This is a genomic window from Allobosea sp. Root483D1 (assembly GCF_001429505.1).
Classification (GTDB): Bacteria; Pseudomonadota; Alphaproteobacteria; order Rhizobiales; family Beijerinckiaceae; genus Allobosea.
Map to the genome: position 1 here is coordinate 83,104 of NZ_LMJW01000001.1, position 15,701 is coordinate 98,804.

At 67.2% G+C, this 15,701-nt stretch carries 15 protein-coding genes; 6 read left to right on the forward strand and 9 right to left on the reverse strand.

All coding sequences use genetic code 11. The features are described from left to right. Positions 1-16: 16 nt before the first annotated feature. Entirely contained in the window at positions 17-1,792 is a 1,776-nt protein-coding gene (locus ASE66_RS00400; RefSeq protein ID WP_057187602.1) for an acyl-CoA dehydrogenase, read from the reverse strand. Between the two features lie 168 nt (positions 1,793-1,960). Between ASE66_RS00400 and ASE66_RS00405 the strand changes: the two genes are divergently transcribed. Beyond that, the gene (locus ASE66_RS00405; RefSeq protein ID WP_413814237.1) at positions 1,961-2,935 is read left to right on the forward strand and encodes an L-threonylcarbamoyladenylate synthase; all 975 of its coding nucleotides are present in this window, start codon (positions 1,961-1,963) and stop codon (positions 2,933-2,935) included. A 71-nt stretch (positions 2,936-3,006) separates the two neighbouring features. Continuing rightward, on the forward strand, positions 3,007-3,915 hold the full coding sequence (locus tag ASE66_RS00410) for a LysR family transcriptional regulator (RefSeq protein ID WP_320409738.1): 909 nt from the start codon (positions 3,007-3,009) through the stop codon (positions 3,913-3,915). Between the two features lie 4 nt (positions 3,916-3,919). Here ASE66_RS00410 and ASE66_RS00415 read toward each other — a convergent pair whose 3' ends face one another. Together ASE66_RS00415 and ASE66_RS00420 are read right to left on the reverse strand one after the other, a co-directional pair. After that, positions 3,920-4,906 carry an MDR family oxidoreductase gene (locus tag ASE66_RS00415; protein WP_057187604.1) on the reverse strand — a complete coding sequence of 329 codons (987 nt, stop codon included), beginning with the start codon at positions 4,904-4,906 and terminating at the stop codon, positions 3,920-3,922. 88 nt (positions 4,907-4,994) lie between these two features. Further along, positions 4,995-6,230: an MFS transporter gene (locus ASE66_RS00420; RefSeq protein WP_057187605.1), complete on the reverse strand. Its 1,236-nt coding sequence runs from the start codon at positions 6,228-6,230 to the stop codon at positions 4,995-4,997. 249 nt (positions 6,231-6,479) lie between these two features. On the opposite strand from ASE66_RS00420, the gene ASE66_RS00425 reads away from it, so the two are divergent. Beyond that, the gene (locus tag ASE66_RS00425) at positions 6,480-6,830 is read left to right on the forward strand and encodes a VOC family protein (protein WP_057187606.1); all 351 of its coding nucleotides are present in this window, start codon (positions 6,480-6,482) and stop codon (positions 6,828-6,830) included. Between the two features lie 69 nt (positions 6,831-6,899). After that, the gene (locus ASE66_RS33620; protein WP_274532915.1) at positions 6,900-7,034 is read left to right on the forward strand and encodes a hypothetical protein; all 135 of its coding nucleotides are present in this window, start codon (positions 6,900-6,902) and stop codon (positions 7,032-7,034) included. A gap of 43 nt (positions 7,035-7,077) precedes the next feature. Here ASE66_RS33620 and ASE66_RS00430 read toward each other — a convergent pair whose 3' ends face one another. The 6 genes from ASE66_RS00430 to ASE66_RS00455 form a co-directional block, all read right to left on the reverse strand. After that, positions 7,078-7,995, reverse strand: coding sequence for a dihydrodipicolinate synthase family protein (locus tag ASE66_RS00430; protein ID WP_057187607.1), 918 nt, complete (start codon positions 7,993-7,995; stop codon positions 7,078-7,080). Positions 7,996-8,035: 40 nt separating this feature from the next. Continuing rightward, the gene (locus ASE66_RS00435; protein ID WP_057187608.1) at positions 8,036-8,569 is read right to left on the reverse strand and encodes an O-acetyl-ADP-ribose deacetylase; all 534 of its coding nucleotides are present in this window, start codon (positions 8,567-8,569) and stop codon (positions 8,036-8,038) included. Between the two features lie 75 nt (positions 8,570-8,644). Beyond that, entirely contained in the window at positions 8,645-10,162 is a 1,518-nt protein-coding gene (locus tag ASE66_RS00440; RefSeq protein WP_057187609.1) for a tripartite tricarboxylate transporter permease, read from the reverse strand. A 21-nt stretch (positions 10,163-10,183) separates the two neighbouring features. Further along, positions 10,184-10,672, reverse strand: coding sequence for a tripartite tricarboxylate transporter TctB family protein (locus tag ASE66_RS00445; RefSeq protein WP_057187610.1), 489 nt, complete (start codon positions 10,670-10,672; stop codon positions 10,184-10,186). A 91-nt stretch (positions 10,673-10,763) separates the two neighbouring features. Beyond that, complete coding sequence (locus tag ASE66_RS00450) at positions 10,764-11,759, reverse strand: Bug family tripartite tricarboxylate transporter substrate binding protein (RefSeq protein WP_057187611.1); 996 nt, start codon at positions 11,757-11,759, stop codon at positions 10,764-10,766. Between the two features lie 68 nt (positions 11,760-11,827). After that, positions 11,828-12,862, reverse strand: a complete 1,035-nt coding sequence (locus ASE66_RS00455) for a 4-hydroxythreonine-4-phosphate dehydrogenase PdxA (RefSeq protein WP_057187612.1) — start codon at positions 12,860-12,862, stop codon at positions 11,828-11,830. 242 nt (positions 12,863-13,104) lie between these two features. On the opposite strand from ASE66_RS00455, the gene ASE66_RS00460 reads away from it, so the two are divergent. Both ASE66_RS00460 and aspT read left to right on the forward strand, forming a co-directional pair. Next, positions 13,105-13,791 carry a GntR family transcriptional regulator gene (locus tag ASE66_RS00460; RefSeq protein ID WP_057187613.1) on the forward strand — a complete coding sequence of 229 codons (687 nt, stop codon included), beginning with the start codon at positions 13,105-13,107 and terminating at the stop codon, positions 13,789-13,791. A 216-nt stretch (positions 13,792-14,007) separates the two neighbouring features. After that, a complete protein-coding gene (aspT, locus tag ASE66_RS00465) occupies positions 14,008-15,693 on the forward strand; it encodes an aspartate-alanine antiporter (RefSeq protein WP_082613117.1) in 1,686 nt (561 codons plus the stop codon). Positions 15,694-15,701: the final 8 nt, after the last annotated feature.

A 15,701-nucleotide genomic window follows, 5' to 3' on the forward strand; every position in this document is an offset into this window, starting at 1 on the left:
GGCGCGGCCAGCGGCGTCACGCCGCGAAGACCGCAGCCGAATCCTCGACGGCGCCGGCACCCTCCGTCACGGCAAGTTCCAGCGCGGTGGCTTCGCCGACATGGTGCTCGGCATAGAAGCGGGCGGTGGCGAGCGCCGCGGCGCCCTGATCCTCGCCCTGCATCGCCAGCGCCTTCTTCGCCAGGCCAGTACCGCCCTGGGCGAGCGCGAAGAGCTTGAGATAGGGCGTCGCGCCGGCGAGCGCGCTCGCCTGGTCGATGCCCATGGTCGCCAGCATCCACTCGGTCGCCCGCTCGAGCGAGTCGACGGCCGCACCGAGCCGCGCCGCGCTGTGGCCGAAGCCGGGTGCGTTGGCCTCGCGCACCTGCGCGACGACGCCGCGCATCTCGCCGATCAGCGCCTTGACGGCATCGCCATTCGAGAGCGGCAGCTTGCGCAGCACGAGGTCGATCGCCTGGATGCCATTGGTGCCCTCATAGATCGTGGCGATGCGGGCATCGCGCAGATGCTGGGCCGCGCCGGTCTCCTCGACATAGCCCATGCCGCCATGGACCTGGACACCGGTGGAGGCGACCTCGACGCCGATATCGGTGGCATAGGCCTTGGCGACCGGCGTGATGATCGCAGCGCGTTCGGCCGCGGCCTTGCGCTTGCCCTCATCGGTCTCGCGATGCGAACGGTCGAGCAAGGCGGCTAGCAGCAGCGAGAGCGAGCGCGCGGCCTGCGTCTTGGAGCGCATCTCCATCAGCATGCGGCGGATGTCGGGGTGGACGATGATCGGGCTCATCGGGGCGCCCTTCGGCGCATCGAGCGCCGTGCCCTGCTTGCGCTCCTGCGCGAAGGAAAGTGCCTGCTGATAGGCGCGCTCGGCGATGGCGACGCCCTGCACCGCGACGTTGAGGCGGGCATTGTTCATCATCGTGAACATGCAGGCGAGGCCGCGATTCTCCTCGCCGATCAGCCAGCCGATGGCGCCGCCCTCGTCGCCATAGCTCATGGCGCAGGTCGGCGAGGCATGGATGCCGAGCTTGTGCTCGACGCCGGTGCAGCGGACATCATTGCGCGAGCCGAGCGAGCCGTCGGCGTTGACCAGGTATTTGGGCACGAGGAAGAGCGAGATGCCGCGCGTGCCGGGAGGGGCGTCGGGCAGGCGGGCGAGGACGAGATGGACGATATTGTCCGTCATCTCGTGATCGCCATAGGTGATGAAGATCTTCTGGCCGCTGATGCGGTAGGTGCCGTCGCCGGCGCGCTCGGCCTTGGAGCGCAGGGCGTTGAGATCCGAACCGGCCTGCGGCTCGGTCAGGTTCATCGTGCCCATCCACTCGCCGGAAACGAGCTTGGCGAGGTAGGTCTCCTTCAGATAGTCGGAACCATGGGCGTGCAGCGCCTCGATCGCGCCGACCGTAAGCAGCGGGCCAAGCGCAAAGGCGAAGGCGGCCGAATTCCACATCTCGGTGCAGGCCGACTGCACCAGCGTCGGCAGGGCCTGGCCACCATAGGCCTCCGGCCCCGGCAACGCATTCCAGCCTCCTTTAGCCCAGGCGTGATAGGCCTCCTTCCAGCCCGGCGGGGTGACGACGATGCCGTCCTTGAGCCTGGAGCCGTGCCGGTCGCCGACGATGTTCAACGGAGCCAGGACATCGCCGGCGAACTTCGCGGCCTCCTCCAGCACCGCCTCGGTGACGCCGTCGGCGAGTTCCGGTGCCAGCCCCTCATTGATCAGGGCGTCGAGCCCGGCGACATGGCGCATCGTCGCCAGGATATCCTCGACCGGAGCACGGTACGACATCGTTTGCCTCCCTCGGCGCCCGCGCATTCCCGGCGGGCATTCTGCATCGTTGCGTTTGACGGCCATGCTAGCCGCGAACTATTCGCTTGCCCACGCGTCAGCCGGCGCGCCTACACGCATGCCATCCCGGCATTGTTATAGTTTACATATGAACTTTCAAGAGTGCCCGTGACAGGATCTCGCCAGACCCAGCGCCTTTCCGCCGATGAGGCCGGCATCGCCGCCGCCGCGGAGCTGTTGCGCGCCGGCAGGCTGGTCGCGTTGCCGACCGAGACGGTCTATGGGCTCGCCGCCGATGCGACCGACGATCGAGCCGTCGCCTCGATTTACGCCGCCAAGGAGCGCCCGAGCTTCAATCCGCTGATCTCGCATTTGCCGGACATCGACGCCGCAAGGCGCCAGGGCCTTTTCGACGCCCCTGCGCTGGCGCTGGCGAAGGCGTTCTGGCCGGGGCCGCTGACGCTGGTCGTACCGGCCTCCTCTGCCTGCACGGTCTGCAGCCTCGCCCGCGCCGGGCTCGACAGCGTCGCGCTCCGCGTGCCGTCGCATCAGGTGGCGCACGCCGTGCTGCAGGCGGCGGGCCGGCCGATCGCCGCGCCCTCGGCCAATCGCTCTGGCAGGGTCAGCCCGACGCAGGCCGATCACGTATTCGCCGATCTCGACGGCCGCATCGACGCTGTGCTCGATGCCGGGCCGACGGCAGTCGGCGTCGAATCCAGCATCGTCGCCTGCCTCGGCGGCGTGCCGCGCCTGCTGCGGCCGGGCGGCGTACCGCGGGCGGCGCTGGAAGCGGCGATCGGGCAAGCCCTCGTCATCGTCGAGGAAGGCGGCTCGGCGCCGCTCGCGCCCGGACTGCTCGCCTCGCACTATGCGCCGCGGGCGGCCGTCAGGCTCGACGCGGAAGCGGCGCGTCCCGGCGAAGCCTGGCTCGGCTTCGGGCCGGAGCCGAACGGCGCCCTGCCCGCGCTCGCCTTCAACCTCAGCTCGACCGGCGATCTGACCGAGGCGGCCGCCAACCTCTTTGCAGCCTTGCGCCGGCTCGACGATCGCGGTCCAAAGACGATCGCCGTCGCGCCAATCCCGATGCATGGGCTTGGCGAGGCGATCAACGACCGACTAAAGCGCGCCGCCGCGCCACGCTGAGGCCCGGCGGGATCGCTTGCATTTCCGCAAGATCTGGCAATGCTGCACGCCGAATTGCCGGAGTGTGGCCATTGTCGATCTCCAAGCTCGCCTGGGATGATTTCCGCCTGATCAAGGCGATCGCCGATGCCGGCGGGCTGACCGGAGCGGCCGCGGCGCTCAACGTCAATCACTCGACGGTGTTCCGCCGGCTCGGGCAGATCGAGGAGCAGCTCGGCCACGCCCTCTTCGAGCGGCGCAAGACCGGTTATGTCGCGACCTCGGCCGGCGAGGAGATGACGACGCTGGCCTCGCGCATCGACGACGACGTCACCGCCTTCGGACGCAGGCTGGCAGGGCGCGACCTCGCGCCCTCAGGCGACTTGCGCGTGACCACCACCGATACGCTCTATCTGCACGTGCTGCTGCCGATCTTCGCGGTGTTCCGGGCCGCGCACCCCTTGATCCGGCTCGACATCGTCATGGCGAGCCAAACCCTCAATCTCTCGCGCCGCGACGCCGACGTCGCCATCCGCGCCAGCGATTCCCCCGGCGAGACGCTGGTCGGCCGCCGCCTCGCCAATCTGAACTGGGCCGTCTATGCCCGCGCCGATGCGCCGACCACGGAGGCGGAGGCGCACGAGCCGAAGCTGCTATTCCGGCGCGACTGGGTCGCGCTCGGCGACCCGCTCGGCTACGTCAAGGCGGCCCGCTATGTCCGCGACCATGTTCCGGCGGACCGGATCGCGCTGCGCTCCTCCGCCGTGCTCGGACTGACGGAAGCGGTCGAGCAGGGCATCGGCATCGGCCCGCTGCCCTGCTTCATCGCCGACCAGCGGCCGGGGCTCGTCCGTTTGCTGCCGCCGGATCCGGACTTCGCCACCGGCCTGTGGATCCTGACCCATCCCGACATCAGACACGCGCCGCGGGTGCGTGCCTTCATGGATTTCGTCGGCGGCGAACTCGCCAAACGCAAGGCGCAGCTCGAAGGCGCGGGCTGAGCATTCAGCCGATCTCGACGACGACCCGGCCGCGCACCTTGCCGTCGAGCAGCGCCCGGCCGGTCTCGACGACGTCATCGAGCGGGATCGTCGTGGTCATCGCCGCGAGCCTGTCGCGGTCGAGGTCGCGCGCAAGCCGGGCCCAGGCTTCGAGCCGGCGCGGCTTCGGGCACATCACCGAATCGACGCCCAGCAGCGCGACGCCGCGCAGGATGAAGGGCGCCACGGAAGCCGGCAGGTCCATGCCCTGCGCCAGCCCGCAGGCGGCGACGGCGCCCCCATATTTCGTCATCGAGAGCACGTTCGCCAGCGTGTGCGAGCCGACCGCGTCGACGCCGGCGATCCAGCGCTCCTTGCCGAGCGGGCGGCCGGGGTTGGAAAGTTCGTTACGGTCGATGATCTCGGCGGCACCTAGGCTCTTGAGATAGTCCGCTTCCTCGGGCCGGCCGGTCGAGGCGATCACATGCCAGCCGGCCTTGGCGAGCAGCGCGGTCGCGACCGAGCCGACACCGCCGGCAGCGCCGGTGACGACGACCGGCCCGTCGGCAGGCTTCAGGCCATGGCGCTCGAGCGCGAGCAGGCAGAGCATGGCGGTGTAGCCGGCGGTGCCAATCGCCATCGCCTCGGCCGGCGTCATGCCGTCGGGCAGCGGCACCAGCCAGTCGCCCTTGACCCGGCTCTTCTGGGCATAGGCGCCCAGATGCGTCTCGCCCGTGCCCCAGCCATTGAGGATGACGAGGTCGCCGGGCTTGAAATCGGGGTGATCAGAAACTTCGACCCGGCCGGCGAAGTCGATGCCGGGGATCATTGGCCAGCGCCGCACCACGGGGGCGCGGCCGGTGATGGCGAGGCCGTCCTTGTAGTTCAGCGTCGAATGGGTGACGCGGACGGTGACGTCGCCTTCCATCAGGTCCGCTTCGGCGAACTCGCCGAATGCGACGTTGGTGCCGGCTTCGCCCTTGCTGGCGATGAGGGCCTTGAAGGTCGACATGAACTCACTCCTGGGAAGCCATGGAACAGGCCCCTAGGAGTGGCCCGCCCGGCTGCCACCCGCAAGCGGCAAGCCGGTGCGTCTTTGGTCAGGCTGGCTGCGGCACCGCGCGCGCGACCGGCTTTTCGACGATCGGCAGGTTGATCAGCGCCGAGGCGACGCCGAGCGCGACCGAGAGCCACCAGACGATCGTATAAGAGCCGAACTGCTCATAGAGGATGCCGCCGAGCAGCACGCCGAGGAAGCCGCCGACCTGGTGCGAGAAGAAGGCGAAGCCGTAGAGCATCGCCATGTACTTGGTGCCGAACATCAGCATGACCAGCGCCGAGGTCGGCGGCACGGTCGAGAGCCAGAACACGCCGATGACGATGCCGAAGGCGATCGCGGTCATCGGGCTCGGCGGCAGCAGGATGAAGACGGCGATGGCGACGGCCCGGCCGAGATAGATCCAGGCGAGCAGATGGCGCTTGGGCATGCGCGCCGTCAGCCAGCCCGAGCCGAGCGAGCCGACTGCATTGGCGAGGCCGATCGCGGCCAGCGTCCAGCCGCCGACCCAGGCCGGCAGGCCGGTGTCCTTGAGATAGGCCGGCATGTGCACGGTGATGAAGGCGAGCTGGAAACCGCAGGTGAAGAACCCCAGCACGAGCAGGACGTAGCTCCGGTGCTTGAAGGCCTCGGCCAGCGCCTGCGCGATGCTCTGGTTGGGGGCGGCAACCGCGCCGGGCGCAGCGGCAGGCTGCTTTGAACCCCGCATCGCCAGCATCACCGAGAGCGGCAGCACAGGCAGCAGGGTGAAGGCGAAGACGATCAGCGCCTGCTGCCAGCCCAGCGTCTCGATCAGGATGTTGCCGATCGGCGGGAACAGGAACTGGCCGAAGGAGCCGGCGGCGGTGCCGGCGCCGAAGGCGAGCGGCCGCCATTGCTCCGGCAGAAGCTTGCCGAAGGCGGCGAGGATCAGGTTGAAGGAGCAGGCGGAGAGGCCGAAGCCGATCAGCACACCGGCACCCAGATGGAGTTGCAGCGGCGTCGTGGCATAGGACATCGTCACGAGGCCGGCGGCATAGAGCAACGCGCCGACGCAGAGCACCCGCACCATGCCGAAGCGGTCGGCGATCGCGCCGGCGAAGGGCGCGCCCAGGCCCCAGAGCAGGTTCTGGATCGCCAGCGCGAGGCTGAACGTGTCGCGACCCCAGCCGAACTGGGAGATCATCGGGAGCTGAAACAGGCCGGCGCTGGCACGCGGACCGAAGCTGATCAGCGCGATCAGGCAGCCGGCGGCAACGATGATCTCCGGCGCGTAGCCGCGCTTGGCGGTTGCGGTCATGACGAGCTCCGGAGCAGGAAACGTGTGTCTGCACGATAGAGTGTGCAAACAGAGCATGCCAACGCGATTTCGTTACGTGGCGCATCACAGGATTGCATGGGGATCCGCGCTCCGAACACTCCGAAGAAGTGAAAAATCCGGTTGGCCACGATACACGACACGTCCTCGGTCATTGCTGCCAGGAGCCGACCGCGCCGGCGCCATGATGCCTGGGTAGAATGACCTCGGAAGACCGCAAGGAGACTGCCCGTGCCGCCGAGCAACGACCGCCGCATCGACTATATCGAGTTCGTCGTCACCGACATCCCGCGCGCCCGCGCCTTCTACGAGAAGGCCTTCGACTGGACGATGACGGAGTACGGCCCGGAATACTGCGCTTTCGCCGATGGCCGGCTTGAGGGTGGCTTCACCACGATCGGCACGGTGAGACCAGGCGGGCCGCTGGTGATCCTCTATGCCGACGATCTCGCCGCAGCGCAGGCGGCAGTCGAAGCGGCCGGCGGCCAGGTCGTCAAGCCGGCCTTCGACTTCCCCGGCGGCCGACGCTTCCACTTCACCGATCCGGATGGTTACGAGCTCGCGGTCTGGACCAAGGCCTGAGGCGAAAGAATTCGCCGGCAACCAGCGTGTTTTTCTGCTATGGTCGTCCCTGCAATCTTGGAGGCGACCATGCGTGCCGTCATAGCGTTGCTAGCTGCCTACAGCTCCTGGCTGTCCCGGATGCTTCTGGTGACGCCGGAGTTCATCACCAAAGATCGACGGGGCAACATGCCGCCGCCTTCCGGCGGCATCGGAGCCTATTGATCGACGCTGCCCGCCTTCAGGACGGGCAGCATCAGCGCCTGGGTTACTTGCCCCAGCGCAGCGCCAGCGGATCGAGTTCGCGCGCGAGCTCGAGCAAGCCTTCGCGTGTCTTCGGATGCAGCGGCGTCAGCGGATGACGGACGGCGTCCGACTTGATCACGCCACCGGCCTGCATCACCGCCTTGGCCGAGCGCAGGCCGCATTGCCGGTTCTCGTAGTTGATGATCGGCAGCACGCGGGCATAGAGCGCCGCCGCCTGCTTGCGGTCGCCGGACGCATGCGCCGCCAGGATCGGCTTGATCAGGTCGGGGATCATCGCCGATGTCATCGTGCCGGTGGCGCCGGCGTCGAGATCGGCCATCAGCGTGATCGCCTCCTCGCCGTCGAACGGCCCGACGATGGCGTCGCCCCCGGCCTCGATCAGCGAGCGCAGCTTGCCCGCCGTACCCGGTACCTCGATCTTGAAGTAGCGGACGAGCGGCACCTCCTTGTTGAGCCTGATCATGAAGGGCACGGTCATGGTCACGCCGGAGAGCGGCGCGTCCTGCAGGATGATCGGGATACCGCAGGCGTCGGCGACGATCTTGAAGTGCTCGATCATGCCCTGCTCGTCGGCCTTGAGCAGCGCGCCGTGATAAGGCGGCATCATCATCAGCATCTTGGCACCGGCATCGGCCGCCGCCTTGGCGCGCTGGGCAGCGATGCGGGTCGAGAAATGCGAGGTGGTGACGCAGACAGGCACCCGGCCCGCGACCTGCTCGATCGAGAGCCGCATGACCTCGTCACGCTCGGCATCGGTCAAGAGGAACTGCTCGGAGAAATTGGCGAGGATGCAGATGCCGTCGACACCCTGGTCGACCATCAGGTCCATGACCCGGCAGTTGCCCTCGTGGTCGACGTCGCCGTTCTCGTGGAAGATGGTCGGCGCGATCGGGATGATGCCCTTGTAGGGTTCGCTCATGGCAAGGCCTCGGCTGCTCGTGGTTGGGAAAGGGTTGCGCTCATTGCGCCCGCAGGTCGCCGGCCTCGACGAGCTCGCGCTGGTAGATGGCGAGGTCCTCGGGCGAGAAGCAGCAGAAGGTGATCTCGTCGAAATCGGGCCTGGCTTTCAGCGCTGCAGCGACCGTCGCCACGGCGATCTTCGCCGCAGCTGCGATCGGATAGCCATAGACACCGGTGCTGATGCTGGGAAAGGCGATGGTTCGCGCGCCCGCTCCAGCCGCAACCACCAGGGAGCGGCGATAGCAGGAAGCGAGCAGTTCCGCCTCGCTCTGGCCGCCGCCCTGCCAGACCGGCCCGACCGTGTGGATCACGAAGCGCGCCCGCAGCCGGTAACCCTGGGTCAGCTTGGCGTCGCCGGTCTGGCAGCCGCCGAGCCTGCGGCATTCCTGCAGGAGCTCCGGCCCCGCCGCGCGATGGATCGCACCGTCGACCCCGCCCCCGCCCAGCAGCGAATTGTTGGCCGCATTGACGATGGCGTCGACGGGAAGCGTCGTGATGTCGGCCTGGATGGCGCGCAGCCTTGCATCCGTCATCGGCGATCCGTCCTCGGCTCGGTTCTGGACGGTTCACCATAGCGTCGGTAGTCAGCCTCCGGCAGTGCGTCTGGATCAAGCCTTGGCTGCGCGGGCGGTCACCAGTTTGCGGATGCCGCGGCGGGTCGAGCCGATCAGCGGGAAGAGCAGCAGCGCGAGGCCGATCGCCATCAGGCTCGCCACCAGCGCATTCGACCAGAAGATCGAGAGCGAGCCCTGGCTGAAAATCATCGACTGGCGGAAGGCGTCCTCCGCCTTGTCGCCGATGACCATGGCCAGCACCAGCGGTGCGATCGGATAGTCGAGCTTCTTGAAGAGATAGCCGACGATGCCGAAGGCGAGCGCCAGCCAGATGTCGAACTGCTTGTTGCCGACCGTATAGGCGCCGATGAAGCAGACCACGACGATCGCCGGCCCGATGATCGAGAACGGGATGCGCAGGATCGAGGCGAAGAGCGGTACCGTTGCCAGCACGACGATGACGGCGACGACGTTGCCAAGATACATCGAGGCGATCAGGCCCCAGACGAAATCGGGCCGCTCGACGAAGAGCATCGGGCCGGGGTTCAGACCCCAGATCATCAGGCCGCCCATCATCACCGCAGCGGTCGCGGAACCCGGGATACCAAGCGCCAGCATCGGCAGCATGGCGGCGGAGCCGGCGGCATGGTCGGCCGTCTCGGGCGAGATCACGCCTTCGGGCTCGCCCTTGCCGAACTTCTCCGGATTGCGCGAGGAGCGCTTGGCCATGGCGTAGCTCATGAAGGAGGCCGCGGTCGGGCCGCCCGGCGTGATGCCCATCCAGATGCCGATGATGCTAGAGCGCAGCAGCGCCAGCCAGTAGCGCGGCAGCTTCAGCGCCGTCGCGAGCACGTCGCGCGGACGCACCTTGGCCTTCACCCCGTCGAAACGAAGCCCCTCCTCCATGGTCTGCAGCAGTTCGCCGATGCCGAACAGGCCGATCACCGCGATGAGGAAGCTGACGCCGGCAAGCAGCGCATCGAATTCATAGGTCAGGCGGACATTGCCCGAGACAGAATCCATGCCGATCGTGGCGAAGGCGAAGCCCATCGCCATCGAGACGATGGTCTTCAGCGGCGAGGCGCCCCCAAGGCCGACGAAGCTGGCGAAGGTCATGAAGTAGACCGCGAAATATTCCGGCGAGGAGAATTTCAGTGCAAAGCGAGCGACCCAGCCCGAGAGCAGCGTGATCAGGATGACGCCGGCCATGGCGCCGATGCCGGCCGAAAGGAAGGCGAAGGAGAGCGCTTCAGTCGCCCTGCCCTGCTTGGCCATCGGGTGGCCGTCGAAGGTGGTGGCGACAGAGGACGGCTCGCCCGGGATGTTGAACAGGATCGAGGTGGTCGAGCCGCCGAAGAGCGCGCCCCAGTAGAGCGAGGTCAGCAGGATGATCGCCGAAACCGGGTCCATGCTGAAGGTCAGCGGCAGCATCAGCGAAACACCGTTGGGCGCGCCGAGGCCCGGCAGCACGCCGACGAGGATGCCGAGCAGCACACCGGCGAACATCAGCGCGATGTGATGGGTCGTCAGCGCGACTTCGAAGCCGTGGAGGAGCGAGGCGAAGTTTTCCATGGAAGGCTCCGGCGCGCTGGATCAGAGGCCGAGCATCGCTTCGACCGGCCCCTTGAGGAGGCCGACCTGGGCGAATTTCTCGAGGCCGAAATAGAAGAAGGCGGCAGTGCCGAAGGCCGTCGCGAGCGAGGGCAGCCAGCCATAGCGGCCCTGGAAGCGCATCGTGAAGACGAGATAGAGCAGCATCGCGACGTACATGCCGAGCGTAACGCTGAGCACGACGAAGGCCAGCATCGGCACGAAGAAGGCGAGGACGCGCTTGCCCTGCTCCTTGTCGAGGAAGATCCCGGCGAGCGCCGCCGAGCCGCCCATCCGCCGGCCGATCGTCGTCACGATCGTGCCCGCGCTGGCGAGCGCGATCAGCAGGCCGCAATAGAATGGGAAGGCGCCGGGCTGCGGGCCGGACGAATCCCAGCCGAGACCGAACTCGCGGGCGCCGTTGACGATGATGAGGCCGAACGCGAGCGTCGCCAGCGCTGTGGCGATCTCGGCCTGGAAGCGGCTGATCATCGGCGCTCTCCCGAATTCTATTGGTGTTCCGGACAATCATCCCGGACCGGGCTGCGCCCGTCCGGGATGATCCAAGCGTGGTCTGGCGAGGTCAGTTGATGACCCAGCCTTCGTTCTTGAAGACCTTGGCGTTGGCGGCCTCGTCCTTGGCGACGAAGTCGGTGAGTTCCTTGCCCTTCATGAAGCGGGCGGTCTGCGCGGTGCGGGCAATGAACTCGGCCCATTCCGGCGTCTTGCTGACCTTCTCCATCACGTCGGCGTAGTAGGCGACGGCGTCGGCGGGAACCTCGGCCGGCAGCCAGACGGTGCGCGGCATCTGGAAGGCTTCTAGCGGCAGGCCCGCTTCCTTGCAGGTCGGGATGTCGCCCCAGCCCTTGCCGTCATGGATCGGATCGCTCTTGGCGAGGCGCACCGGCGAGAAGACGCAGAGCGGCTTCACCTGACCGGCCTTCCACTGGCCGATGTTCTCGTTCGGGTTGTTGGTGTTGGAGTCGACATGGCCGCCGGCGAGCTGGGTCGCAGCCGCGCCACCGCCCTGGAAGGGTACGTAGATCCATTTGGCGCCGGTCGCCTCCTGGATCATCGCGGTCAGCGTCTGGTCGGTGTCCTTGGACTGGCTGCCGGCCATCTTGAAGCTGCCGGGCTTGGCCTTGGCGGCCTCGACATAGGCCTTGGCGTCGTTGAAGGGCGCGTCGCCCTTCACCCAGATCAGGAACTCGTCGAGCGCCAGCGCCGAGACGGGCGTCAGGTCGGAGAGCTTGTAGCCGAGCTTGGCGACGTAAGGCAGCAGATAGGCGTTGTTGGTGCCGAAGACGACCTTGTGGGCATCACCCTTGGCACCCTTGCCATAGATATAGCCCTCGGCGCCGCTGCCGCCGCCCTTGTTGAGCACGACGACCGGCTGCTCGACCAGTTTGTGCTTGGCGATGATCGACTGGACGATGCGGGCGAAATTATCGGTGCCGCCGCCGGGACCCGAGGTCACGACGAACTCGATCGGCTTGGTCGGCTGCCAGGCCACGGCCGGAGCCACCGCGGCAATGACGGAGGCAAGGGCAGCGCCCGCTGCGATACAGAAACGTTTCATGCTGTTTCTCCCTGGATAATCGTTGAAATGAGGTGCGGCTCTTCGCGACCGCTGTACCGGGACATGACTCAGGCGGCCTTGCGGGCTGCCTTGCCTTCGCTCGCCATCTTGATCGCGAGCGACAGCGCCGCGCGGGTCGCGCCGAGATTGGCGACGCCCTTGCCAGCGATCTCGTAGGCGGTGCCGTGGGCCGGCGTGCAGATCGGAAACGGAAAGCCGCCGATCAGCGTGACGCCGCGGTCAAAGCCCATCAGCTTCATCGCGATCTGGCCCTGGTCGTGATACATCGTCAGCACGGCGTCGAAATCGCCGTTCTTGGCGCGCAGGAACACCGTGTCGGACGGGAACGGCCCTTCGACCACATAGCCCTTGGCTTTGGCCGTCTTCACCGCCGGCTCGATCGTCTCGATCTCGTCGCGGCCGAAATTGCCGCCGTCGCCGGCGTGCGGGTTGATGCCGGCCACCGCGATGCGCGGCGGGTTGAAGCCGGCGGCGCGCAGGTTCCGGTCGGCAAGGTCGAGCGCCCGCAGGATGCGCTCCTGCGTGATGTTCTGGGCGACTTCGGAGAGTGGGATATGCGAGGTGACGCGCGCGTTCCAGAGCTTGTCCAGCACGTTGAACTCGCTGGCCGGCCCCTCGAACGCGATCGCGTCGCGCACGAAGCGGATCTCGTCGTCATAGCCGGGATAGGCAAAGCGCATCGCCGCCTTGTTGAAAGGGGTGAAGAACACCGCATCGGCCTTGCCGGAGGCGGCAAGGCGCAGCGCGCGGCGGAAATTGTCGGTCGCCGCCTTGCCGCCGGCAAGCGTCGCCGTGCCGCGCTTGAGGTCAGCCGGATCGTGGTTCTTCAGGTCGACGAAAACAGGCTTGCCGGCATCGGCCGGCATGGCGTCGCCCTCGCCGATAACATGCAGGTCGGGCGTGAGGCCGGCATCGTCGGCGCCAAGCTGGAACAGGCGCAGATCGCCGAAGACGATGTAGCGGGCAGCGTTGCGCAGATCGGATTCGGCCAGGATGCGGGCGGTGAGTTCGGGGCTGATGCCGGAAGGGTCGCCCATCGCGACCGCAATCACCGGCAAGGAAGCCTGCGCCTTGATGTCCATCTCGTCCTCCCGAGGCCGGCCGCGGCCGGTTGCTTGCCTCCGGCCTATCATGCCGGCGCCTGCGTAGGCAAGTATGCTGTATGCAGCATAACATTACTGCACTACTCTGCCGCGAGTCCGGCAGCGGCTTCGCCTGTCCACAGGCCAGGCTGCATCCGGTCGGGAGGTCGCCGTCAGAGCCGGGCCGGTCGCGTTGACAGCGCGAAAGCGCCATGCCGTACAGAAGACAAAGGAGAGCCGCGATGACGAACGAGGCCGGCATGTCGAACGAGGCGCAGGAGCTCTATCCACGCATCACGCGGCGCACCTTGCACGAGGAGGTGCTGGAGCGACTGCGCGACATGATCATCGAGGGCCGGCTCACGCCCGGACAGCGCATCAACGAAGGCGCCGTCGGCGCGCAGCTCGGCGTTTCCCGCACTCCCTTGCGCGAAGCGATCAAGACGCTGGCGAGCGAGGGCCTGGTCGAGATCCAGCCGGCCAAGGGCGCGATCGTCCGCAAATTCTCGGCGCACGACCTGCTGCAGATCCTCGAAGTGCTGAAGACGCTGGAGCAGCTCGGCGGTCGGATGACCTGCGCCCAGGCGAGCGACGAGACGATCGCCGCGATCAAGGCGATGCACGACGAGATGATGGCGCTATACGAGACCCGCAACCGGCTCGACTATTTCAAGCTCAACCAGGCGATCCACAGCGCCATCGTCGTCGCCTCCGGCAACGACGTGCTGGTCGAGATGCACACCACCCTGCAAGCCCGGATCAAGCGCCTGCGCTTCGTCGGCAATGAAGGCCCGGAGAAGTGGGCCGGGGCCGTGGCCGAGCACGAGGAGATGATCGAGGCGCTGCTGAAGCGCGACGGCGAGGCGCTGGCGGCGATCATCGGCAAGCACATGGATTCGACGCTGATACGCGTGCGCGACGTGCTGTGAGTCCGGCGCGGACTTTACAACTGCAAGGCGTATCGACGGGCGCCGCCGCTGCCTGACATATCGGTGCATGCCCCGTCAGCGGATGAACACGCTGGACATCGTCCGCGACAGTTGCGTACTATGTATATATTCAATCAGAACGAATATAAATTAAGTCAATAACAGCACAGCAGACGACCTTGGTTTCCGAAGACTTCAATGTCGAGGGACGCGCTCATGTCCTGGCTCCATGCCGTATTGAACCAGTCGCCCGAGATCGCGCTGTTCCTCTCGCTGGCGGTCGGCTACTGGATCGGCAAGTTTCAGTTCGGCAAGTTCCAGCTCGGCGGGGTCGCCGGCTCGCTCCTGGCCGCAGTGATCATCAGCCAGGTCGGCGTCTCGATCGACAACGGCATCAAATCCGTCCTCTTCGCCCTGTTCATCTATGCGGTCGGCTTCGAGAGCGGGCCGCAATTCTTCCGCTCGCTTGGGCGCCAATCACTGCGCGAGATCGCGATGGCGACCGTGCTGGCGGTGAGCGGGCTCCTGACCGTCATCGTGCTGGCGCGCGCCTTCGGTCTCGACAAGGGCCTCGCGGCCGGCATCGCGGCCGGCGGCCTGACGCAATCGGCGATCATCGGCACCGCCAGCGCCGCGATCGGCAAGCTCGGACTCGCCGCGGACGAGACCCAGCGCCTGCAGGCCAATGTCGCGATCGGCTATGCCGTCACCTACATTTTCGGCTCGTTCGGCGCGATCATCGTTTGCGTCAACATCCTGCCCTGGTTCATGCGGCGGAGCATTCGCGACGACGCGATCAAGGCCGAGGCGGAGATGCTGGCCGGGGCGCGCAGCTACGGTGTCGGCGAGTACGCGGCAGCGCCTGATCTCGTCGGACGCATCTATCGCATCGAGACCGCGGCCGGCCGCAGCGTCGCCGAGATCGAAGGCGCCAGTGCGCAGCCGATCAGCATCGAGCGCATCAAGCGCGGCGGCTCGCTGATCGGCGCGGAACCGTCGCTCAAGCTCCAGGCCGGCGACATCGTCCTGCTGGTCGGGCGTCGCTCCGGTGTGGTCGGCCTGTCGCAGCAGCTCGGGCCGGAACTCGAATCGTCTGAGGGCATGGATGTGGTCGTCGTCACCCGCGACGTCGCGATCACCGCGGCCACCTTCGTCAAGCGTACCGTCGCGGAGATCCGCGCATCGACGGCTGCGGATCTGCGCCATGGCGTTTACGTGGTCGCGGTCAAGCGGGCCGGCAATCCGTTGCCGCTCGAGGGCGAGACCGTCATCGAGCCGGGCGACGTCGCCACGCTCTACGGCACCGCCGATGACGTGCAGCGCGTGGCGCGGCAGGTCGGCAGCATCATCATCCCGAGCGACAAGACCGATTTCGTCTTCCACGGCTTCGGCCTGGTCGTCGGCCTGCTCATCGGCCTCCTGGTGGTCCGGTTCGGCGATATTCCGCTGACCCTGGGCAGCGGTGGTGGCGCGCTTCTCTCCGGCCTTGCCTTCGGCTGGTATCGCAGCCGCAACATGGCACTCGGAAACATGCCGACAGCCGCCTCGACGCTGCTGCGCGACCTCGGCCTCGCCGGCTTCGTCGCGGTGGTCGGCCTGCAATCCGGGCTGCAAGCCGTCAGCACGATCGCCGAGAAGGGCCTGTCGATTTTCATGATCGGCGTCGTGGTGACCCTGCTGCCGCTGCTGATCACCATGCTCTTCGGGCGCTATGTCCTGCGCTACGACAACACCGCGATCTTCGCTGGCGCGCTCTCGGGGTCGCGCAGCGCCAACCCGGCCTTCGGCGAGATCCTCGACAAGGCCGGGAACTCGATCCCGACCACGCCCTTCGCCATCACCTACGCGCTCGCCAACGTCTTCCTGACCCTGCTGGGGCCGCTCGTCGTCGCCTTTGCCTGAACCGATCG

Bases quoted from the DNA above. Each gene is read 5' to 3' on its own strand.
- ASE66_RS00400 (WP_057187602.1), bottom strand. From the start codon at position 1,792: ATGTCGTACCGTGCTCCGGTCGAGGATATCCTGGCGACGATGCGCCAT.
- ASE66_RS00415 (WP_057187604.1), bottom strand. From the start codon at position 4,906: ATGTCGACCTTCAAGGCCCTCATCGCCAGCAAGGGCGAAGCCGGCACC.
- ASE66_RS00420 (WP_057187605.1), bottom strand. From the start codon at position 6,230: ATGACCGCAACCGCCAAGCGCGGCTACGCGCCGGAGATCATCGTTGCC.
- ASE66_RS33620 (WP_274532915.1), top strand. From the start codon at position 6,900: ATGCGTGCCGTCATAGCGTTGCTAGCTGCCTACAGCTCCTGGCTGTCC.
- ASE66_RS00430 (WP_057187607.1), bottom strand. From the start codon at position 7,995: ATGAGCGAACCCTACAAGGGCATCATCCCGATCGCGCCGACCATCTTC.
- ASE66_RS00435 (WP_057187608.1), bottom strand. From the start codon at position 8,569: ATGACGGATGCAAGGCTGCGCGCCATCCAGGCCGACATCACGACGCTT.
- ASE66_RS00440 (WP_057187609.1), bottom strand. From the start codon at position 10,162: ATGGAAAACTTCGCCTCGCTCCTCCACGGCTTCGAAGTCGCGCTGACG.
- ASE66_RS00445 (WP_057187610.1), bottom strand. From the start codon at position 10,672: ATGATCAGCCGCTTCCAGGCCGAGATCGCCACAGCGCTGGCGACGCTC.
- ASE66_RS00450 (WP_057187611.1), bottom strand. From the start codon at position 11,759: ATGAAACGTTTCTGTATCGCAGCGGGCGCTGCCCTTGCCTCCGTCATT.
- ASE66_RS00455 (WP_057187612.1), bottom strand. From the start codon at position 12,862: ATGGACATCAAGGCGCAGGCTTCCTTGCCGGTGATTGCGGTCGCGATG.
- ASE66_RS00460 (WP_057187613.1), top strand. From the start codon at position 13,105: ATGACGAACGAGGCCGGCATGTCGAACGAGGCGCAGGAGCTCTATCCA.
- aspT (WP_082613117.1), top strand. From the start codon at position 14,008: ATGTCCTGGCTCCATGCCGTATTGAACCAGTCGCCCGAGATCGCGCTG.